Annotated in this window: 17 protein-coding genes; 6 read left to right on the plus strand and 11 right to left on the minus strand. The window is 47.1% G+C overall.

Annotated elements, in window-relative coordinates; all coding sequences use genetic code 11:
• From porA to TM_RS00085, 5 genes are read left to right on the plus strand one after another with little or no spacing between them, the layout of a single operon-like run.
• Nucleotides 1-1,179, plus strand: coding sequence for a pyruvate synthase subunit PorA (gene porA, locus TM_RS00065; RefSeq protein WP_004082460.1), 1,179 nt, complete (start codon nucleotides 1-3; stop codon nucleotides 1,177-1,179).
• 14 nt (nucleotides 1,180-1,193) lie between these two features.
• Complete coding sequence (locus tag TM_RS00070; protein WP_004082462.1) at nucleotides 1,194-2,168, plus strand: thiamine pyrophosphate-dependent enzyme; 975 nt, start codon at nucleotides 1,194-1,196, stop codon at nucleotides 2,166-2,168.
• A 41-nt stretch (nucleotides 2,169-2,209) separates the two neighbouring features.
• Nucleotides 2,210-2,980 carry a glucose 1-dehydrogenase gene (locus TM_RS00075; protein WP_004082464.1) on the plus strand — a complete coding sequence of 257 codons (771 nt, stop codon included), beginning with the start codon at nucleotides 2,210-2,212 and terminating at the stop codon, nucleotides 2,978-2,980.
• Complete coding sequence (gene crcB, locus TM_RS00080) at nucleotides 2,977-3,360, plus strand: fluoride efflux transporter CrcB (RefSeq protein ID WP_004082466.1); 384 nt, start codon at nucleotides 2,977-2,979, stop codon at nucleotides 3,358-3,360. The genes TM_RS00075 and crcB overlap by 4 nt, the downstream gene beginning before the upstream one ends.
• On the plus strand, nucleotides 3,357-3,665 hold the full coding sequence (locus TM_RS00085) for a DUF190 domain-containing protein (protein WP_004082468.1): 309 nt from the start codon (nucleotides 3,357-3,359) through the stop codon (nucleotides 3,663-3,665). The genes crcB and TM_RS00085 overlap by 4 nt, the downstream gene beginning before the upstream one ends.
• Here the strand turns inward: TM_RS00085 and mutL are convergent.
• The 11 genes from mutL to TM_RS00140 form a co-directional block, all read right to left on the minus strand.
• On the minus strand, nucleotides 3,662-5,194 hold the full coding sequence (mutL, locus tag TM_RS00090) for a DNA mismatch repair endonuclease MutL (RefSeq protein WP_004082472.1): 1,533 nt from the start codon (nucleotides 5,192-5,194) through the stop codon (nucleotides 3,662-3,664). The two genes, TM_RS00085 and mutL, sit on opposite strands and share 4 nt — an antisense overlap.
• Before the next feature lie 96 nt (nucleotides 5,195-5,290).
• The gene (locus tag TM_RS00095) at nucleotides 5,291-7,261 is read right to left on the minus strand and encodes a methyl-accepting chemotaxis protein (RefSeq protein ID WP_010865030.1); all 1,971 of its coding nucleotides are present in this window, start codon (nucleotides 7,259-7,261) and stop codon (nucleotides 5,291-5,293) included.
• A 60-nt stretch (nucleotides 7,262-7,321) separates the two neighbouring features.
• Nucleotides 7,322-9,250 carry a carbohydrate binding domain-containing protein gene (locus TM_RS00100; RefSeq protein ID WP_010865031.1) on the minus strand — a complete coding sequence of 643 codons (1,929 nt, stop codon included), beginning with the start codon at nucleotides 9,248-9,250 and terminating at the stop codon, nucleotides 7,322-7,324.
• Between the two features lie 12 nt (nucleotides 9,251-9,262).
• The gene (locus tag TM_RS00105; RefSeq protein ID WP_004082478.1) at nucleotides 9,263-11,428 is read right to left on the minus strand and encodes a beta-glucosidase family protein; all 2,166 of its coding nucleotides are present in this window, start codon (nucleotides 11,426-11,428) and stop codon (nucleotides 9,263-9,265) included.
• Nucleotides 11,412-11,618 (minus strand): TM0026 family membrane protein, encoded by a 207-nt coding sequence (locus tag TM_RS00110; RefSeq protein ID WP_004082479.1) that lies wholly within the window; start codon nucleotides 11,616-11,618, stop codon nucleotides 11,412-11,414. The genes TM_RS00105 and TM_RS00110 overlap by 17 nt, the downstream gene beginning before the upstream one ends.
• Nucleotides 11,618-12,424, minus strand: coding sequence for an ABC transporter ATP-binding protein (locus tag TM_RS00115; RefSeq protein WP_004082480.1), 807 nt, complete (start codon nucleotides 12,422-12,424; stop codon nucleotides 11,618-11,620). Before TM_RS00115 ends, TM_RS00110 begins: the two co-directional genes overlap by 1 nt.
• Nucleotides 12,421-13,413, minus strand: coding sequence for an ABC transporter ATP-binding protein (locus tag TM_RS00120; protein ID WP_004082481.1), 993 nt, complete (start codon nucleotides 13,411-13,413; stop codon nucleotides 12,421-12,423). The genes TM_RS00115 and TM_RS00120 overlap by 4 nt, the downstream gene beginning before the upstream one ends.
• Nucleotides 13,414-13,416: 3 nt before the next feature.
• Nucleotides 13,417-14,259, minus strand: a complete 843-nt coding sequence (locus tag TM_RS00125) for an ABC transporter permease (RefSeq protein WP_004082483.1) — start codon at nucleotides 14,257-14,259, stop codon at nucleotides 13,417-13,419.
• A 3-nt stretch (nucleotides 14,260-14,262) separates the two neighbouring features.
• Nucleotides 14,263-15,279, minus strand: coding sequence for an ABC transporter permease (locus TM_RS00130; RefSeq protein WP_004082485.1), 1,017 nt, complete (start codon nucleotides 15,277-15,279; stop codon nucleotides 14,263-14,265).
• Between the two features lie 62 nt (nucleotides 15,280-15,341).
• Nucleotides 15,342-17,156, minus strand: a complete 1,815-nt coding sequence (locus TM_RS00135; RefSeq protein ID WP_004082487.1) for an ABC transporter substrate-binding protein — start codon at nucleotides 17,154-17,156, stop codon at nucleotides 15,342-15,344.
• A gap of 30 nt (nucleotides 17,157-17,186) precedes the next feature.
• A complete protein-coding gene (locus tag TM_RS00140) occupies nucleotides 17,187-18,332 on the minus strand; it encodes an ROK family transcriptional regulator (RefSeq protein ID WP_004082489.1) in 1,146 nt (381 codons plus the stop codon).
• Between the two features lie 418 nt (nucleotides 18,333-18,750).
• Here TM_RS00140 and TM_RS00145 point away from each other — a divergent pair, with 418 nt between their 5' ends.
• The gene (locus tag TM_RS00145; protein ID WP_228378899.1) at nucleotides 18,751-19,878 is read left to right on the plus strand and encodes a prolyl oligopeptidase family serine peptidase; all 1,128 of its coding nucleotides are present in this window, start codon (nucleotides 18,751-18,753) and stop codon (nucleotides 19,876-19,878) included.
• Nucleotides 19,879-19,897 lie beyond the last annotated feature (19 nt).

The following is a 19,897-nucleotide window of genomic DNA, read 5'->3' on the forward strand; positions in this document are numbered from 1 at the left end:
ATGGAAAGGGTCGTCGAGAGAGTGGCCGTCACCGGCGCTGAGGCCGTTGCCAATGCGATGAGACAGATAGAGCCCGATGTCGTTGCGGCGTACCCGATCACTCCACAGACACCTATTGTGGAGTACTTCGCCAGGTTCGTCGCGGACGGCGTTGTCAGGACAGAAATGATTCCCGTCGAAAGTGAACACAGTGCGATGAGCGCTGTCGTTGGAGCCGCTGCCGCGGGAGCAAGAGCGATGACAGCAACCAGTGCAAATGGACTCGCACTGATGCACGAAATAGTTTACATCGCTGCCTCCTACAGACTTCCCATTGTGATGCCCGTTGTGAACAGAGCGCTCAGTGGTCCTATAAACATTCACTGTGACCACAGCGACGCGATGGCAGAAAGGGATTCTGGATGGATTCAGCTCTTTGCGGAAACTAATCAGGAGGCTTACGATTTCACCATTCTCGCTGTGAGACTGGCAGAACACGAAGATGTGAGACTTCCCGTCATGGTGAACCTCGATGGGTTCATCCTTTCTCACGGAGTGGAACCCGTTGAGTTCTATCCCGATGAACTCGTGAAGAAGTTCGTTGGAGAGCTCAAACCCATGTATCCTCTTCTGGATACTGAACACCCTGTAACCTGGGGTCCTCTCGATCTTTACGATTACTACTTCGAACACAAAAGACAGCAGATTGAAGCCATGGAAAACGTAAAGAAGGTGTTCCCGGAAATCGCAAAAGAATTCGAAGAAACGTTTGGAAGGAAATACTGGTTTGTCGAACCGTACAGAATGGAAGATGCAGAGCACGTGATGGTAGCACTGGGCTCCACAAACAGCACGATAAAGTACGTGGTTGATGAACTGAGAGAAGAAGGCTACAAAGTTGGATCTTTGAAAATCTGGATGTTCAGACCGTTCCCGAAGGAGCAGCTTCAGGAACTCCTCAACGGAAGAAAGAGTGTAGTTGTGCTCGACAGAGCTGTTTCCTTCGGAGCGGAAGCACCTCTCTACGAAGCAGTGAAATCTGCGCTCTACGAAGTAGCAGCGAGGCCGATGCTTGGATCCTATGTCTACGGTCTCGGTGGAAGGGACATCAAACCAGAGCACATCAGAAAAGCGTTCGAAGATGCCATAAACGGAAACCTCATAGCAGATGAACAGAGATATCTTGGTCTCAGAGAGTGAAGGAGGTGTGAGGAATGCCCGTTAACATAAAACAGCTGGCACAGGAGTTCGATAAGAAAGAAATCGGTATCACACAGGGTCACAGGCTCTGTCCAGGTTGTGGAGCACCCATCACAGTGAAGTTCGTGATGATGATCGCAAGACACCTCGGATACGAACCCGTTGTTGGACTCGCAACAGGTTGTCTGGAGGTTTCTACCTCCATCTATCCGTACACCGCTTGGAGCGTACCTTACATTCACAACGCCTTTGAAAACGTGGCAGCAACGATGAGCGGTGTGGAAACGGCTTACAAAGCACTGAAAAACAAAGGAAAGATCCCAGAAGACAAAAAATACGCCTTCATTGCTTTTGGTGGAGACGGTGGAACGTACGATATCGGTCTTCAGTCACTGTCCGGGATGCTCGAAAGAGGTCACAAGGTGCTCTACGTCCTCTACGACAACGAGGGATACATGAACACAGGAAACCAGAGATCCGGATCCACACCCCCGGGTTCGGATACCACGACAGCTCCAGTTGGAAAGAAGCTCCCTGGAAAGGTCCAGCTGAAAAAGAACATCGTCGAGATCGTAGCGGCTCACGAGAACGTCTACGCAGCTACCGCATCGCTCTCTGAACCCATGGACTTCTTTGCCAAGGTGGAAAAGGCGCTGAACTTCGATGGACCTTCTTTCCTTGCGGTCTTCTCTCCTTGCGTCAGGTTCTGGAGAGTGAACGACGATAAAACAGTAGAAATATCAAAACTCGCCGTAGAAACGAAGTACTGGCCTTTGTACGAAGTGGAAAGAGGAGTTTACAGAGTCACCAGAAAACCGAGACAGTTCAAACCTGTGGAGGAATTCCTGAAGGCTCAGGGAAGGTTCAGAAAACTTCTTTCAAGACCGGATGCAAAAGAAATCGTAGACGAACTCCAGGAATACGTCGACAGAAGATGGGAAAGACTACTCACACTGGAAGAGGTTACAAAGGACAAACCGATTAGATAAAACGGGCGGGGGTTACCCCGCCTTTTCTGTGGGGTGTTAGCATGCTCGAAGGCAAGGTGGCAGTCGTTACAGGTGGAGGTCAGGGAATCGGAGCCGCGATCGCTCAGCTTTTTGCGGAAAACGGCATGAAGGTAGTCATAGCAGAGATAGACGAAGAAGCGGGCGTTGAAAGAGAAGAGATGTTGAGAGAAAGAGGGCTGGATGTCACATTCGTAAAAACGGACGTTGCAGATGAAAACTCCGTGAAGAACATGGTGAGAAAAACCGTCGAAATATACGGCGGGGTAGACGTTCTGGTGAACAACGCAGCCGTCATGTCCGTGAAGAGCATCTTCGAAAGACCTCTCGAAGAATGGGAGAGAGTGATCAGGGTGAACCTCACGGGGCCTTACATCTGTTCTCGATACTGCGCGGAAGAAATGATAAAACGCGGTGGCGGAGTGATCATAAACATAGCAAGCACAAGGGCATTTCAGTCAGAACCAGACACGGAACCCTACTCAGCTTCAAAAGGAGGCCTTGTGGCACTCACGCACTCCTTGGCCGTGAGTCTTTCCAGATATCACATAAGAGTGGTGAGCATAAGCCCCGGCTGGATAGAAACATCGGAATGGAAGAAGAAGTCCCTGAGAAAAAAACCCGATCTGAGACCCATCGATCACGAACAGCACCCGGCTGGAAGAGTTGGAAATCCCTTAGATATTGCCCATCTCTGCGTCTTTCTCGCGGACGACGAAAAAGCAGGTTTCATAACAGGCACGAACTTCATCGTCGATGGTGGTATGACGGTGAAGATGATATACGAGGAGTGATCGAGCTGGATTACCTGACAATTGCATTCGGAGGAGCGATTGGAGCCGTTCTCAGATACCTTGTTTCCCGTACGATCAATTCACTCCTGCCGTTCTCTTACATACCACTTGGCACGATCATCGTGAACTCTGTGGGTTCTTTTTTTCTTTCGTTTTTGATGTTCGCCGCTATCGAGAAAGTTCCTCTCTCTAAGGAAGCCATCCTTTTCTTCGGAACGGGGCTTCTGGGAGCCTTCACCACTTTTTCCACATTTACTTACGAAACGCTCTCGCTCATCGAAGAGAGTCCCGCAAGGGGAGTCGCTTATGCTCTTGCCAATCTTCTCTTTGCTTTTACATGCGCCTACTTTGGAATGATTCTGGGGAGGGGGAAGGTATGAAGCTTCTCAAGATCTACCTCGGAGAAAAAGACAAGCACAGCGGAAAGCCTCTTTTCGAGTATCTTGTGAAGCGCGCTTACGAACTCGGTATGAAAGGAGTCACCGTCTACAGAGGTATCATGGGTTTCGGTCACAAGAGACACATGCACAGAAGTGATTTTTTCAGTCTTTCACCGGATCTTCCTATCGTTCTTGAGATCGTCGATGAAGAAGAGAGAATAAACCTTTTTTTGAAGGAAATCGACAACATAGACTTCGATGGCCTGGTTTTCACCGCTGACGTCAACGTGGTGAAAATGGGTTAACGCTCGAAAAATCGGTCCATGTCCTCATAGCTGATCTTGAAAGAAATCGGCCTTCCGTGAGGACATCTTTCAAACCGCTTCTTGAAAAAGACATCCAGCAGTTTCGATGCGATCTCTTCGTCGAATTCTCCGGATTTAGTGGCAAGTTTACAAGCGGCAAGGGCTATTCTTTCCTTCAGTTTTTCATCAACTGGGAAGTCCCTGAAAAATTCCTCCACAACGTCTTCGGTGAGGAACTCAGGGATTTCAATGACTTTCAAAGCTCCTTCTTCTCCTTGAAAGGAGAATCCGTATTCTTCCAGTTTTTGTTTTTCTTCCCTTGATAGCACAACTGTTATGTTCCTTTTCACCCGTCTTTTCCCCCAGCTTTTTTTCGAAAGGATTTCTTCGTAAATCGTTCGTTCGTGGAGAGCATGAAGATCCACAAAGAGCAAACCATCTTCCACTTCAACGACAGCGTACTTACCCTTGACCAAAAACCATCTGTGGGATGGTGCTTCTGCCACGCTCAGCGCACGGGAGGATATTTCTTCGTACGCAACCGACCTGTACCATTTCCGTGCCAGATTTCTTTTGAGGGTTTCTTCCAAACTCTTTTTCACCTTTTCTTCGTTGAGAAATTTCACCACGATTTTCGAAGGGTGTATGTTCACGTCGAGTTCTTCCGGATTTACCTCTATGAAAAGAACCGCGACGGGATAGCTTCTCTTTGGAAGATCGTAAACTTTCATGAGTACTTCGTGGAGTTCTTCGGAAACCACAAAACGACCGTTCACGTAGAAATACTCTCCCGTTCTGCTGGATCTTGTCACCTCGCGGGATGAAACTATTCCCTTTATCCTCAGGCCGGATAATTCCTCTTCGAACGTGATGTAACCTTTTCTCAGATCTTCAAGGATCAGGAGAGCTCTTTCAAAGATGTTCTGTGTTCTTGGAAAGGAATGGACTATCTTTCCATCTGAGGTGAATACAAAATCAACGTCGTTTCGTACAAGGACGAATCTTTCAAACATCTCACGACACATTCTCAACTCGATGGCAGAGGACTTCAGAGATTTTCTCCGGACGGGTAGGTTGAAGAAGAGATCTCTCACCTCAACGGTGGTGCCGGTATCCCTGTGGGTTTCCGAGATTTCTTCCACTTTCCCCCCAGCAATCATCAACTGTGTTGCGAGTGCGTCTTTTTCCGTTTTTGTCACGATCTTGGCTCTGCTGACCTGCACAATCGAAGCAAGCGCTTCACCTCTGAAACCGTAAGTTCTGATCCTGTGCAGATCTTCCTCGCTCTCTATCTTGCTCGTCGTGTAAGGTTCTATTGCCAGAAGTGCCTCTTCTCTGGTCATCCCGATTCCATTGTCGGATACTCTTACCATGTTCTTTCCACCGTTTTCTATCTCAACAACTATCCTGTCGGCCTGCGCGTCCAGACTGTTTTCTACAAGCTCTTTCAGAACGAAAGATGGATTGTGAATCACCTCACCCGCGGCGATTTTTCTGACGAGGCTCTCGGGAAGTCTTTTTATTCTCAAAACAGAACACCTCTCCACTCGATCTCCCTGAAAATTTTAACATCCAGAAAAAAAGGCGGGATAACCCCGCCTGATTTTTTCTATTGATTTCCCTTCTCATACTTTGAACTTCTGAACGAGCGTTGAGAGCTGTTCAGAAAGCTCAGACAGTCTTTCAGCGGCCTCAGAGACCCTGGCAGCAGACTCGGTCTGATCTTCTATGAGAGACTCCATTCTGTTTAGACTTTCCACAACTCCTTCGACTATCTTTGTGACGTTGTCCATCGCGCTCGCCATCTCCTCCGCCGCCGCACCCTGTTCCTGCGCAGTGGCAGCTGTGTTCTCTATCATGCTGTTGATCTCTTCTATCCTTCCAAGGATCTCTCTGAATCTCTTTGTGACTTCTTCTCCCATCACCGCTATCTCGTCCACTCCTTCGAACATCTCTTTCGAGCCGTTTTCCACGTGTTCTATCGTTGCCCTCAAACTGCTCAACATCTTCGCTATGTCTTCTGTCGCCCTCTGGCTCTCTTCTGCAAGTTTCCTTATCTCGTCTGCCACAACCGCAAAGCCCCTTCCCGCTTCCCCAGCTCGAGCTGCTTCTATCGCTGCGTTCAACGCGAGCAGGTTCGTCTGCTCTGCTATCGAGCTGATCGTGTCCACTATCTCTCCTATCGTCTTGGCTGAGTCAACGAGTTCTCTCAGGTAGTCCCTCTGTCTTTCTGCTGACCCTTTGAGTTTGTTTATGACTCCTCCCACCGCTTCTACTCTCTCTGTTCCTTCTCTTGCCGCTTTCGTCACCGCTTCTGATCTTTCTGTCAGATCCTGGGTGATCTTTGAGATGTTCTGCGCACTCGCTGCCACTTCTTCTACGCCGCTCGTCACTTCTGTCAGCGCACTGCTCATGTTGTTCGCCTCGTCCAGTATCTTCTTGGCTTCTTCGTGCAGGTTCTCTGACATCTTGTGGCTCTCTTCTGAGAGAACTTTTATCTCTTCTGATGCTCCGCTCAGCTCTTTCGAAGCTTCTATGATGCTCACTATCATCTCTTTGAGTGATAGTACCGCTTCTTTCAGGCTCTCTTCTATCTGGGTCAGTTCATCTTTCCCTTTCGCTTCGAACTCTACTGTCAGGTCCCCTTCTCCGAATCTCTTCACTTTCTCTACCTGCTGCCTCATTCTCTTCACTACCGGCATCATCGAAACAAACAGCACCGCAAAGATCACGCCGCCAAACACTACATACGTCACTATCGTCCCAAAGGTCGCTTTCCTTCCTTCTGCAAGAAGTTCATCCAGGTACCCCGTCGAGAAGATGTAGAAGTCGTATCCGGGCACTTTCTCCCACACGGTGTATTTCTTCTCTCCGTTGTATTCGTACTCTACGTATTTCTCTCCACCACTCTTTGCTTCCTCGAATGCTTTCTCAAAGCCACCTAGTTCCTTCACGTCTTTCATGAAGTTCCCCATGTCTTTGTGGATCAGTACTTTCCCGTCGCTTGTGACAAGAAGCCCGTAGCCGCTCTTGCTCGCTTTCCCTTCTTCTACAACCGCTTTCCAGAGATCGGTGTTCTCAGAGAGGGATATACCTAATGCTATCAGTCCAGATGGTTCTGAACCGAACGTTGTAACTCCCTCCACGAAAAGCAAAACAGGCTTTCCATCGATGGATTCGGCAAGGACAAGCGAAGTTTTGTTTTTTTCCTTCATAAGGCTGAGGTACTTTTCGTACTCTGAATAGTTCTTCTCTTCTATTTTTTCTGGTAAAACCAAATAAGCGGATTCGCTCATCTCATCGACAACAATACCAACGGAGACTGTATCCGTAGCCCCCTGAAGAACAGACTGAAGGTTCGAAGCAATCGTGTACCCTCCTATGAGAGAGCTGCCAAGGAGGGTTTTCAGATTTCTTTGAACCTCGTTCAGCTTCTGGGAGATGTATTTTGAAAGAGAAGACACCGACTTCTCCATGTAATCTTTTGCGTTGCTGATGAGAAGAGACGAGGTACTTCTCTGAACCAGATAAGCACTGAGAACAAAAGAAACAAGAATCACAACCATTATGAATATGATTCTGAATCTTATGTTCATCTCGCATCTCTCCTTTTATGGTTCTGAAACATCCCCGGCGCAAAGCACCGGGGATGTGTCTCATTGAGGGCTCACCGTGACATCATCGAAATAAATCGTAGTTGCCGTTCCTTCTCCGAGTTCGAAACTGATCTGAACGACCTCATCCGCATCGTCTGGATGCGTGTAGGTGAACGTGAACGTCTGCCAGTCCGCTGTGAGATTCACCGTTTGAGCAAAATAGTTGGTCCAGGGATCGTGATTCTGCAGAATTTTCACATTTATAGGTCTTGGTGTATCCGCTTTTGCTTTGAAAGAAATGGTGTAGGTTTTTCCTCTGTAAAGACCTATCCACTGGTTGAACTGAATATGCCACGTGTCAGTTCCAGGATCGGCTATCGTGATATAAGCGTAGCCATCCCTGACACCGTAATCGGAGACCCTGGCACCGCTGATCCCGTAATCTCCCGCCTGCCAAATGAACCATTCGTCCGGGTTGTTGGCCTGATCGTTCACAATAGGTTCGTCGAAAGTGCCGTTATTTATCTGTTCATAGGTCACCTCGGGACCTGCCTGCTGCTGTGCTTGTTCATATTCGCAGTCATCCACTTCCCCGGTGATTGTTTCCGGATTCATATCTTTATAGACTCTGATGTAGTCGATGTACATTCTCTGCGGGAATTGGGTGGTTTCGTCGGGATAACCCGGCCAGTAGCCTCCCACGGCAACGTTCAGAATGAGGAAGAACGGATGGTCGAAAACCCACTCAAGACCGAGTTCGGCCAGTTCATCCTTGCTGAGGACGTGGTAGAGCTGTCCGTCCACGTACCACTCCACTTCGTCTTCGTCCCACTCGATGGAGAAAATGTGGAAGTCTTCGGAGAAATCAGGAACTCCTTCTGGAAGATGATAGGCAACACCTATACTCGCACCACCAGAATATCCCGGACCGTGTGCTGTTCCATAAACGGTTCTGGTGTCGTGGCCAAGCATTTCCATGATGTCTATCTCACCACAGGTGGGCCATCCGACCTCTCCTATGTTGTTTCCGAGCATCCAGAGAGCGGGCCAGATACCTTTTCCTTTTGGAAGTTTTGCCCTTATTTCGATTTTTCCGTACTTTATTTCGAATTTTCCTTCTGTGGTCATCCTGGCTGAGGTGTAGTCGTAGGTTCCGTACTCATCGGAAACCTGTTCTTTTCTTGCCTCAATCACAAGACAGCCGTTCTCAACGAACGCGTTTTCGTCTGTATAGTACTCGAGTTCCCCGTTACCCCAGCCTGGAATACCTTTTGCATGACCGTTTCCTATCTCGAAGTTCCAGATGTTCGGATCGATAACACCGTCATCGAACTCCTGACTCCAAACGAGCTGCCAGTCTTCCACTTTGTCTTCATCCTCCTCGGTGTAGATTTCGTTTTCCTCACCGCTTACCTCGAGAACACCGATGTCCTCCATCACTACGTCGTCTATCCAGACCGTGCCGGTATACCTTCCAAGCTGAAACTCGAAACGAGCATTTTCATCGGTCTCCTGTCTCATGACGAATTCGAACTCGTACTTCTGCCAATCTGTTCCGAGCTCGAAGACCATGCCGCCGGATTCGTCGGTACCGGGGTTGTACGCGGTCCATCCTCTTCCGGCCGTTCCTCCTATCTTCACCCCGATGTTCTTTTGAGAGGAAGCCTTGGCTCGGAAAGAAACTCTGTACTTGTGGAGTTTCTCAACACGTATGGGAGCCTGTATGATCTGAACCGACCAGGTGTGATCTCCTCCGTTTGTTATCTCAACCACGAGAACGCCGTTTTCGACTCGAGCCGTTCCCTCACCGTTTGAATTGGTGAAGAATACCCAGTTTCCTCCTGTGTCTATAGAGCCATCCTCTGCGGGTGGGTCTATATCCACACCTGCGATGAGAATTGGTTCATCGAAAGAAGCGTTGCCAAGGATGTTTTGAGCCAGAATGAAAACAGGAAAGAGAAGCAGAGCGAAAACCAGCCTGCTCATCATATTACCCCCTTTTCATGGTTTGAATCTCTTCTCTCCCTCAACCAGAAAAATATCTCTCAACCTTATATCCCTCGAAGATGCACCGACCCTGACCTCGTATTCTCCTGACTCGACAACCCATTCTTTCCCATCGAAACTCGCAAGATCTCTGAGAGGAATTTCCAAGGAGATTTCTTCTGATTCACCCGGGTTCAAAAGTTTTGTTTTGTGAAACGCTTTCAGCTCCTGGAAGGGTTTGTCTATTTTTCCTTTTGGAGCTTTGATGTAGACCTGTGAGACTTCCTTTCCAGCTCTGTCCCCAGTGTTTGTGATCGTGTACGACACTCTGAGCGTCTCACCGTCGATAGCGATTTTTAAATCTTTGTATTCAAACTTTGTGTAAGAGAGGCCGTAGCCGAATTCGTAGGCAGGTTCCACACCGAAGGTGTCGTAGTACCTGTATCCCACGTAGATGTCTTCCTCGTACACCACTCTTTGCGGATTGTCCTTTGGCTCTCCTGGGAACGTCCAGGATGGAACGTCCGAGTAATCCTTCGGGAAGGTCGTTGGAAGTTTTCCGGAGGGATTAATCTTTCCCACAAGAACATCGGCCACTATTCTTCCCATCTCCTGTCCCGCCTGCCAGACGAGAAGAATTCCATCCACAAGGTCTCTCCAGCTTGCGACTTCGATGGGACTTCCGATGTTCAGAAGAACCACAACTTTCTTACCCTGATCGTGGAATTCTTTCGAGACGGTTTTTATGAGTTCCAGCTCGTCATCGGAGAGGTAGAAGTCACCTTTCACCGGCTTTCTGTCGTATCCCTCACCGGAGATCCTACTGATCACAACAACTGCAACATCGTTTTTCTTTGCAGCTTTCTTTATCTCTTTTTCTGAGAGGAAATTCTCTGGGAGTTTCGGTTTTATGACCGTTCCCCAAGAGTCGGTTCTGGGTTTATATTCCTCTGTTTCTCTCATCTTTTTTATGTACTCCTCATAAGTGGAAGCGAGTTCTTCGTCGAACTTCATGTTTCTTTCTTTTATGCCTTCAAGGATAGAGATCGTGTATCTCGGATGGGTGTCTCCACTTCCCGTTCCTCCCTTTATTGTTTCGATTTGACCGGTGCCAAAGACGGCGACATGGGTATTTTCATCGAACGGAAGAACACCGTTGTTCTCAAGAAGGACAACACCCTCCGCACCTGCTTCGTAGGCGACTTCCGCGTGAGATTCGAGATCCGGCTTGTTTGAGTACCTGTACCCTTTGAAGGAAGGCGCGTTCACAAGAACTTTGAGAATGTTTCTCACACACTCATCGAGAACCTCCTCACTCAATTTTCCCTCCTTCAACGCCTCCATGATTTCTTCTATTTCATCTCTTCTTTCTGTGTTCACCTGATACGCTTTCCCAGGCATGATCATATCGTTTCCGGCCTTGAGCTGTTCTACAGGGTTGTCTCCCGCGTACCAGTCGCTCATCACGAAACCGTCAAATCCCCATTCTTCCCTGAGAACCTTCTTCAAAAGCCATTCGTTCTGTGAACAGTATTTTCCATTCAGTTTGTTGTAAGCGCTCATCACGGTCCAGGGTCTTGCTTTCTTGACAGCAATTTCAAAACCTTTCAGATATATTTCTCTGAGGGCTCGCTCGGACACGATCGTGTCCACTACCATCCTGTTCGTTTCCTGGTTGTTCGCGACAAAGTGTTTTATGCAGGCTCCCACCCCTTGAGATTGAACTCCCTTGACAAAGGCTGAAGCCATTTCACCGGAAAGGACAGGATCTTCTGAGTAGTACTCGAAATTCCTTCCACAAAGAGGGTTTCTGTGAATGTTCATCGCAGGTGCAAGAAGCACATCGACACCGTATTCCCTAACTTCTTCTCCCATGGCTTTTCCCACTTCTTCCAGAAGGTCTCTGTTCCAGGTAGAAGCGAGCATGATTTCAACGGGAAATGCCGTCGTGTAGTAAGTGTTTTCATCGTTTTCCCTTGTGGGATTTATTCTGAGTCCTGCGGGACCATCTGCCAGGACAAACGCAGGAATTCCAAGTCTTGGAACGGGATGTGTTTCTCCAGCCGCACCCGCCACTCTGGAATGTGGGTTCCCAAAAAGTCCTGGAAGACCAACCCCCACAACGAGCTTCACCTTTTCCTCTGTAGTTAACTGAGAGAGAATTTCATCGATCCTTTCCATCGTCTTCTTCCCTCCTCTTTTTCTTTTCTCTGACGACAAGAAACACAAGGAAAGGTACTGTGAGTCCGAGGAGTCCTAAATTTAGGTAGAACTCCACTGGCCTCAAGCCACGCCACAGGTAATAAAACAGAACTATCAATTCAAGAACCAGAGCCCAAGAAAAAATGGAGAGAACCGCTTTTGTAAACATCACAGATCCTCCAGTTTCCTGTAAAGCTTCGGGATGCTACCGACGAGGAGCTTGGTGTATTCGTGGGTCGGCTCGAGAACCACTTTGTCTGGGTGTCCCCTTTCCACGATTTCACCGTTCTTCATAACGAAAATGTTGTCGGAAACGTAATAGGCAAGCCCCAGATCGTGTGTGATGAATATGATGGACGTTCCTTGTTCCTCTCTGAGCTCTTCGAGGAGTTTTATGATACCTCCTCTGGAGGAAGCGTCTATCATGGATGTGGGTTCGTCCGCTACGATCAAAAGAGGCCTCAAGATCCAGCATCTTGCTATCATGATTCTTTGTTTCTGTCCACCAGAAATCTGGTGCGGGTACTTTCCAAGTACATCCTTTGGATCTATTCCCACTCTGAAAAGTGACTCCTTTATGAGTTCGAGCGCTTCTTTCTTGTTTGAAGGCTTGTTCTCGAGAAGACTTATGGCCTGCCAGAGAGTTCTCTCGACTGGATAGAAGGGATTGTAACTCGCAAAAGGATCCTGGAAAACCGCGTGGACCTTCCTTCTGAATTCAACCAGAGATTCCCTGTCCTTTATATCTTTCCAGATATCTTTACCTTCAAAGTAGATTTCACCGGAGGTAGGGGGAAGGAGCCTCAGTATCATCTTTGCGGTGGTTGTTTTTCCGGAACCGCTTTCTCCAACGAGTGAAACGATTTCTTTCTCCTTCACCTCAAAAGAAACATTCTTCACCGCCTCTATACGACGCTTGGAGAAGAATCCAAGTGAGAAGATCTTTGTAAGGTTCTTCACGACGAGCCTGCTCATGCTCTCTCCTCCATGTAAAGCCAGCATGCAACTCTTCTTCCTGGTTCTATCTCCGTTAGCGGTGGTTCTTTTTCTTTACAGACATCCATCGCGTGAGGGCATCTAGGATGGAATCTGCAGCCAGATGGAGGATTTATGAGATTGGGTGGAGCTCCAGGAATGGTGGTGATTCCTCTCTTTTTCACCTCTGGTTCTGGAGTGAGAACCGAATTGAAAAGCCCCTGGGTGTAAGGATGAAGCGGTTTTTCCAGGAGACTTTCCACAGGTGCGAACTCAACTATCTTTCCAGCGTACATGATGATCATTCTGTCTGCGATCTGCCTTACAGTCGCTATGTCATGGGTGATGAAGATTATGCTCTTCACGATTCCTTGGCGTTTCATCTGCATCAGGACTTTCAAAAGAACCTTTTGATTCACAACATCCAGAGCGGAAGTTGGCTCATCAGCTATGAGAAGGCTCGGATTCAATATAGTTGCGATCGCTATCACGGCTCTTTGTCTCATTCCACCACTTAGTTCAAAAGGATACCTTTTAATCCAAAGTGGATCGAGCCCTACCTCTTCAAATCTTCTTCTGGCTTTATCCAAAAGTTCCTCTTCGTCTATTCCGTGCGATTCCGCAAGATGCCTCACATACTTTTCCATCCTGATGGTGGGCATCAGTGCGTTCATCGCTGCCTGGGGTATTATCGTTATCTCTTTTCCCCAGAATTTTCTTTTCACTTCGTCTCTTGTCATGGACGACAGCTCCACAAACTCTCCGTTAACTCTCAGAAATATCTTTCCATCAACGAGTGTCAACGGCTTTACCATGTTCATGAAGATCACGTTCGAGAGAGTTGTCTTTCCACAACCAGATTCACCGACAACCCCTATAACTTCGTCTTCCAGTATTTCAAAAGACAAACCATCCACAGCTTTGACAGAAACCTTTTCCAGTTTATAGTAGGCCCTCACATTTTCTGCTTTCAAAAGTATTTCTTTCATTCTTCACTCCTCCCTCAAGCGTGGATTGAAGACTTCATCCATTGCAGTACTGATGACCAGCAGAGAAGCAGTGACAGCCACAATGGCGAGTCCTGGTGGCACGAACCACCACCACAGACCTCTTCTCACTGCCTCCATGAGAACTGCCCACTGGAGCATGATTCCAAGGGAGATTCCCTGGGTGGGACCGAGCCCTATCAAGCTCAGACCTGCTTCTCCCATGATTCCTCCGTTTATGAAAAGAACAAAGGACATGAAGGCGTAAGTTGCGATCGTTGGGATGAGGTCTTCTATCACCAGTCTGAGATCGGAATAGCCGGCCATAACAGAAAGGTACACGTACTCCCTCGACATCACACTCATGAGCTGTGCTCTTATCGCTCTTGCGAACCAGGGCCACTGGAATAGACCCAAGATGACTGCGACCATTTCAACACTTCGTACCTTCAAATAACTCGCTATCAGAATAGCTATGAGTATCGAAGGAGTTGTAAGGACGATGTTTGTTATTCCCATCAATACATCATCCACAATACCCCTTTTCACGGCGGAGAAACTTCCTATGATCGTACCTATCACAAGCGAGATGATTGCAGCCAGAAAACCGATGTAAAGCGAAGAACGAATTCCATGAAGCAGTTGTGCAAGAACGTCTCTACCGTACGTATCCGTTCCGAGAGGATGCGCACTGGAAGGAGGTTGCTCGTAATCCCAGGTCATTTCAGTAGGATCTACTCTGTAGAACATTGGTCCAAAAATTCCCAGGAAGAGAAAGAAGAGAAAAATCGAAAAGCCTATTATGAACTTTTTGTTTTTGAAAAGTGGTCTTATCATCGTTCGAAACATATTTTATGCCTCCTGTCCCAGTCTTATTCTTGGATCTATCAGAGCGTAAAGGAAATCCACAATGAAGTTGGCGAGATAGATAGAGGCAATAAGAATCACAAAGATTCCCTGAATCAATGGATAATCGAGTGTAGTCAAAGCCCTGAAGAGTAGATATCCCGTTCCAGGGTAATTGAACACGATCTCAGTGATGAGGGCTCCTCCCAGAACCCCTCCCAAGCTCAAAGCGAGTCCTGTAATCTGCGGGAGGAGGGAGTTTCTGAAGACATACTTGAAAATTCTCTTGTCTTTCATACCAAGATATTCAGAAAACATTGCGTAATCGCTTCCAAGCTCGTATATCACCATGAGTCTCATTCCTATCGCCCATCCACCCATCGCAGAAACGACGATGGATGCGAAGGGCATTATGTAGTGCTTCAAAACATCGACGAAGAACGACCAGCTCAGGTTCGGTATCGTTCCCTGAGAATAAGCCCCTTGAACAGGAAGCCAGCCGAGTTTAACTCCAAAAAGAAAGATGAATATCATTCCAAGCCAGTAATACGGGATCTGAGAAACTATCAGGGAAGTTGTAAGGACTCCCTTGTCAATCCATGTGTTTCTTTTGTAAGCTGCCAGAGCACCAAGGCTGTTACCTAGAATCCAGGCAACTATAGTTGCTGGAAGAAGAAGAATCAGTGTCCACGGAATGACTGGAATGATCAGGTCAATGACTTTCCTGGGGTAGAAAGTAATGGATGTTCCAAGATCTCCTCGAAGTGCCTTGGTGATGAATTCGAAATACTGAACGTACCAGGGTTTCCCGAGACCAAATTCTTCCATCAAAGTTCTTTCTGCAGCTCTTATAGCTTCTGGATTAGCCTGGGCGACTCTGGAAAGACCAGAGAGAATCTGAGATAAAGGATTCCCGGGAATCGCTCTTGGAAGTATAAACACAATAGTGGTTGCCACTATGTAGGTAACAAGCAGGAAGATGAAACGTCTCAAAAGGTACTTGAACATCGATTTCGATCCCATTCAATTCTCACTCCCCACTCTGTTTTTGTGGAACCCGGCCCCGAAGTGGGGCCGGGAAAAGATCACATAGTCGCTTTCTGGAGATCTTCGAAGATCTTTGCGGTGGGTATCTCGATTCCTCCTTCATCAACCGTTCCAAGCCAGGACGGTACGGGCTGTGGATCGCTCTTCTTGGAGATGATGAAGAGAGTCGGCCAGGCGTCCGCGTGCCATGGAGAAGGTCTGAACCAGGCTGGATTGTCCTCGCTCGGCCAGTTGATCCAGTACTTCGTCGAGTATTCGTACCAGTGAGCCGTGTAGAACGCGGGTATGCTCGGCATGTCTCTGTAGATGATCTGCTGGATTCTGAAGTACGCCTGTTTCCTCACCTCAGGATCGAGTGTAGAAACTGCTTTGTCGAGGAGTTCGACTACTTCATCGTTGTCGTACCTTTCCCAGTCTCCGGCCCACGTGACTTCACCGACTGGTTTGGAAAGTCTCTTATCAAGAACGAATCTGTAGATGTTGAACGGATGATCGAAGCTTGGTCCAACACTCCAGGATATGATGAGGTCGAACGTTCCCTTCGTCATCCTGTCCGCCCACACGGAGAAGTCCGGAAATTCTGTTTTCACATCGATACCTATGCTTCTCAGATTCTTTGCGATCATTTCACACATCATCATCCAGTCGGTCCAGCCGTACGGAACAGATATCGTGTACGGACCAAGTTTTGTGCCATCGGGTCCCACTCTCACACCGTCAGGTCCTTTCTTGTATCCTGCCTCGTCCAAGATCTTGTTTGCCATATCGAGATCGAATGGGATTCTTCCATCTTCAGTTCCAAAGGTCTTCTTCGCAAGCTCGTAGTCGATATACTGTTTGTACGGTTCGAAGAGATCAATCACCATGGACGGATGAGCCTGGCTTCCATAACCGAAGTAAGCCTTTTTGAGCATTTCGTTGTACGGAATAGCGTAAGCAATCGCTTTTCTCACAGCTGGGTCGCTCAAACCAGGTTTGGTATTGTTTACGTACACGAATCCCACACCGTCGGGAATGAAGTAAGGTTCCTTTTTGTACCACGTTCCAACCGGAAGGCCTTTCTTCTCCCACAGTTCCCAGACACTCGGAATGAAGAGTCCGTTCCAGTCAATGTCGCCTCTTTCGAACGCGAGACTGGCACTCGGGTTGTCCTTGTAAATGACGTGAGCCAGATACTTGGGTCTTGGGAGTCCAAAGATGTCCTTGCCCCACCAGTCGTCAACTCTCTGATACACAACGATGTTCGGGTCGTAGTAGTAGAGTTTGTAAGGACCAGAAACAACCTGTTCTTCAGGTTTGTCGTTGATCCAGTCTTTTATGTTCATCTGTGCTCTGATCCTTTCGTAGACGTGTTTGGGCATCGGTTGTGCACCGAGGGAGTAGGAAAGGAACTGGAAGTAATTGAGATTCTCTTCTTTCGCCTTGAATTCAACCACTTTTGTGTCAACAGCTTTCACGTACTCGATGTAGGTATCCCATCCACCGCCGGGACCTATTCCGAGTTCTTTGGTGAGCTCCAGAGCGTAGACAAAATCATCTGCGGTGATAGGCACCCCATCGCTCCATCTTGCTTCAGGTCTGATGTAGATCCTCAGAGTTTTGTCGTCCACGAATTCGTATCTTTCTGCGATGACAGGAATCCAAGCGTCTCTTCCAAGGTCGTACTGGAACGCCGGGAGGTACATGAACTGATCAGTACCCCATGTGGACTGCGGTGCATAGAGATTCCAGGTGGTTGCAGGACCCCAGAGGGCTCCTCCGATGTAGACTGTGTCTTCACGTGGCAGAGACACCTGCGCCATCAAACTGGAAAGAACCAGAAGAGCCAGTAACAGTACAAGTGACTTTCTCATACCCACACCTCCTTTGTATATGGATAAAGGTTAAGTTATTTGTCTCAGAAACTCTTCTATCGCCAGAACATTTCCTCCAACAAGGGACGGTGAAATTTCCTTGAAAATGGTATCTCTTATGAGAACATTGGCAATTTCTCTGTCTGTTATCTTTTCAAGTTCTCTTTTTATAAAAGAACCAAATGTGTCCCAGAGATCGTTGACAACACCGCCGAGTACTATCACGCCGGGATTCAGAAAGTAGATGATGTTCTTCAAAACAACTGCTACATGTTGAAGAAATTCTTCCATTGTTTCTTTCACGTTCTTTTCCCCTGAAAACCATAACCTTTTGATGTATCGGAACTTCTCATCCAGCGATTCTCCCTGAAGTTCCACAAATTTTTCCATCCTTTCCACGAGTTTTGATATGGAGAGAAACTCCTCCACTTCTTTTCCATTTTTTACATCGAGGACAACATGACCTATTTCTCCAGCAGCGAAATTTTCTCCTCTAACGATTTTTCCGTTCACCGAAATCGCTCCACCGATTCCTTCACCGAAATAGAGAAAGAAGGCAACATCACTTTCCTTTACATCCTGAGAAAAGAATTCTTCAGCCAACAGCGAAAGGTTGGAATCGTTTTCCACCAGAACTTCCAGATCCAGATTTCCAAACTCTCTCCGAAAATCAATGTTTCTCCATCCAAGGTTCGGTGCATGAATCAAAAACTTACTTTCCGTGTTCACAATACCTGGAAGAGAAAACACCACTTTCGATATGTTTTTGTTCAGAACATGGCTTTTGAGAATATTTTCATAAGAAGAAGTGACTCTTTGTTTGAATTCATCAAAATCCTTTGGAGTAGAGAACCTCTCAATTATTCTCCATGCACCATCCAGAAAACCAACTGCAACCAGCGTCTCAAGTACTTCTACGTTGTATATGATGGATGTGATGAAAGATCTTGTTGGCCCGTAAGTTACGGCTTTTCTGCGGCGACCAGTCGCTGTTCCCTTTTCTTCTACCAATCCCTCATTCACCAGTTCTTCAATGATTCTCCATATTGCACTCTGGGCGAGTCCTGTTTTTCTGGCGATTTCCACCCTGCTGTGCGGTCCGCTCTCTATCAGATACCTAAGGACCATCTTTTTGTTTTCTCTTTTCATGGATTTTGGATTCAGCTTTTTATGCACTCCATATTCCTCCTGCTTCTTATCTATCTTCCTCAGAAAGAAATTATAACGATATGACTCAAAAAGTACAAACACGAGTAATACTCATTTTTTATGATTATGAGTGAATAACAGGAATTATTTCGAATTATAGTTCAAATTCTAATATTTTCTTTGAGTTACAACTGATTTTATTCCCGATGCTCTTTCCAAGGAGCTCAAGACATTCTCAAAGTGAGAAGAATGTGTGTAACAAAAAATCCATCGAAATCATAAGTTATTGACTCCATGTAATGATCGGTTGCCGTTATTTTTTGTTAAAATTACAACATATCGAAGTGAATTCTGCATCAAAGGGGGTATAATCACGAGAAGAGGAATGCTGTTTTTTATTTTCATGGGAATTCTTTCTATACTCTTTGCGCAGGAGGATGTTACTGTGAAGAGTGTAACTCTTATTACAAAAGTCTTTCCGGAAGGTGAAAAAGTCTGTGCGGTCGTCATCGAATATCCCGTTGAGATCGATGGTCAGAAACTCTCACCGGATCAGTTCTCGGTGAAAGTGAAAACTGGCGATACCTACTCTTCAAGAACGATTACAAAAGTCTACGCAAACAACAGCGGAGGTCTCTCTTTCAGCATTTTCAACAACCGTGGAAAGTACGTTGTTCTGGAACTCTCCACCGAAGATTTACACTCAAACACCATTGTTTTCGGGCCTAATTTTCTCAACACCCGCATGAAACTGGACTACATTGTTTCACAGCTTGTTCCCATTTTTGACGTAGACGGGAACGAAGTGGAACCTTTTACGTCGAAACAAACGGATGAGAAACATCTCATCATCGATGATTTCCTCGCATTCACTTTCAAAGACCCAGAAACAGGTGTTGAGATACCTTACAGGTTGTTTGTTCCAAAAGATGTGAATCCTGACAGAAAATACCCGCTGGTTGTCTTCCTGCATGGCGCGGGAGAAAGGGGAACAGACAACTATCTGCAAGTTGCTGGAAATCGTGGAGCGGTTGTCTGGGCCCAGCCGAGATACCAGGTGGTTCATCCGTGTTTCGTCCTCGCACCGCAGTGCCCCCCAAACAGCAGCTGGTCCACACTCTTCACTGACAGGGAAAATCCTTTCAACCCAGAAAAACCCCTTCTTGCGGTGATAAAGATCATTAGAAAACTTCTTGACGAATACAACATAGATGAGAATCGAATCTACATCACCGGGCTTTCGATGGGAGGCTACGGCACCTGGACTGCCATCATGGAATTTCCTGAACTCTTCGCAGCCGCTATACCGATATGCGGTGGAGGAGATGTCAGCAAAGTCGAGAGAATAAAGGACATACCCATCTGGGTTTTCCACGCAGAAGACGACCCTGTTGTCCCGGTGGAGAATTCGCGTGTTCTTGTGAAAAAATTGGCGGAGATTGGTGGGAAGGTCAGATATACCGAGTACGAGAAAGGTTTCATGGAGAAACACGGGTGGGATCCACACGGATCGTGGATACCTACCTACGAGAATCAAGAAGCCATAGAGTGGCTGTTTGAACAAAGTAGATAGTTGTGGTAGAATTTAAGTG

Origin of the sequence: Thermotoga maritima MSB8, assembly GCF_000008545.1 — a bacterium.
Lineage (GTDB): Bacteria > Thermotogota > Thermotogae > Thermotogales > Thermotogaceae > Thermotoga > Thermotoga maritima.

Bases quoted from the DNA above. Each gene is read 5' to 3' on its own strand.
- TM_RS00120 (WP_004082481.1), bottom strand. From the start codon at position 13,413: ATGAAAGAAATACTTTTGAAAGCAGAAAATGTGAGGGCCTACTATAAA.
- TM_RS00070 (WP_004082462.1), top strand. From the start codon at position 1,194: ATGCCCGTTAACATAAAACAGCTGGCACAGGAGTTCGATAAGAAAGAA.
- TM_RS00130 (WP_004082485.1), bottom strand. From the start codon at position 15,279: ATGGGATCGAAATCGATGTTCAAGTACCTTTTGAGACGTTTCATCTTC.
- TM_RS00075 (WP_004082464.1), top strand. From the start codon at position 2,210: ATGCTCGAAGGCAAGGTGGCAGTCGTTACAGGTGGAGGTCAGGGAATC.
- TM_RS00125 (WP_004082483.1), bottom strand. From the start codon at position 14,259: ATGTTTCGAACGATGATAAGACCACTTTTCAAAAACAAAAAGTTCATA.
- TM_RS00085 (WP_004082468.1), top strand. From the start codon at position 3,357: ATGAAGCTTCTCAAGATCTACCTCGGAGAAAAAGACAAGCACAGCGGA.
- TM_RS00100 (WP_010865031.1), bottom strand. From the start codon at position 9,250: ATGATGAGCAGGCTGGTTTTCGCTCTGCTTCTCTTTCCTGTTTTCATT.
- TM_RS00135 (WP_004082487.1), bottom strand. From the start codon at position 17,156: ATGAGAAAGTCACTTGTACTGTTACTGGCTCTTCTGGTTCTTTCCAGT.
- TM_RS00095 (WP_010865030.1), bottom strand. From the start codon at position 7,261: ATGAACATAAGATTCAGAATCATATTCATAATGGTTGTGATTCTTGTT.
- TM_RS00115 (WP_004082480.1), bottom strand. From the start codon at position 12,424: ATGAGCAGGCTCGTCGTGAAGAACCTTACAAAGATCTTCTCACTTGGA.
- TM_RS00105 (WP_004082478.1), bottom strand. From the start codon at position 11,428: ATGGAAAGGATCGATGAAATTCTCTCTCAGTTAACTACAGAGGAAAAG.
- porA (WP_004082460.1), top strand. From the start codon at position 1: ATGGAAAGGGTCGTCGAGAGAGTGGCCGTCACCGGCGCTGAGGCCGTT.
- TM_RS00110 (WP_004082479.1), bottom strand. From the start codon at position 11,618: ATGTTTACAAAAGCGGTTCTCTCCATTTTTTCTTGGGCTCTGGTTCTT.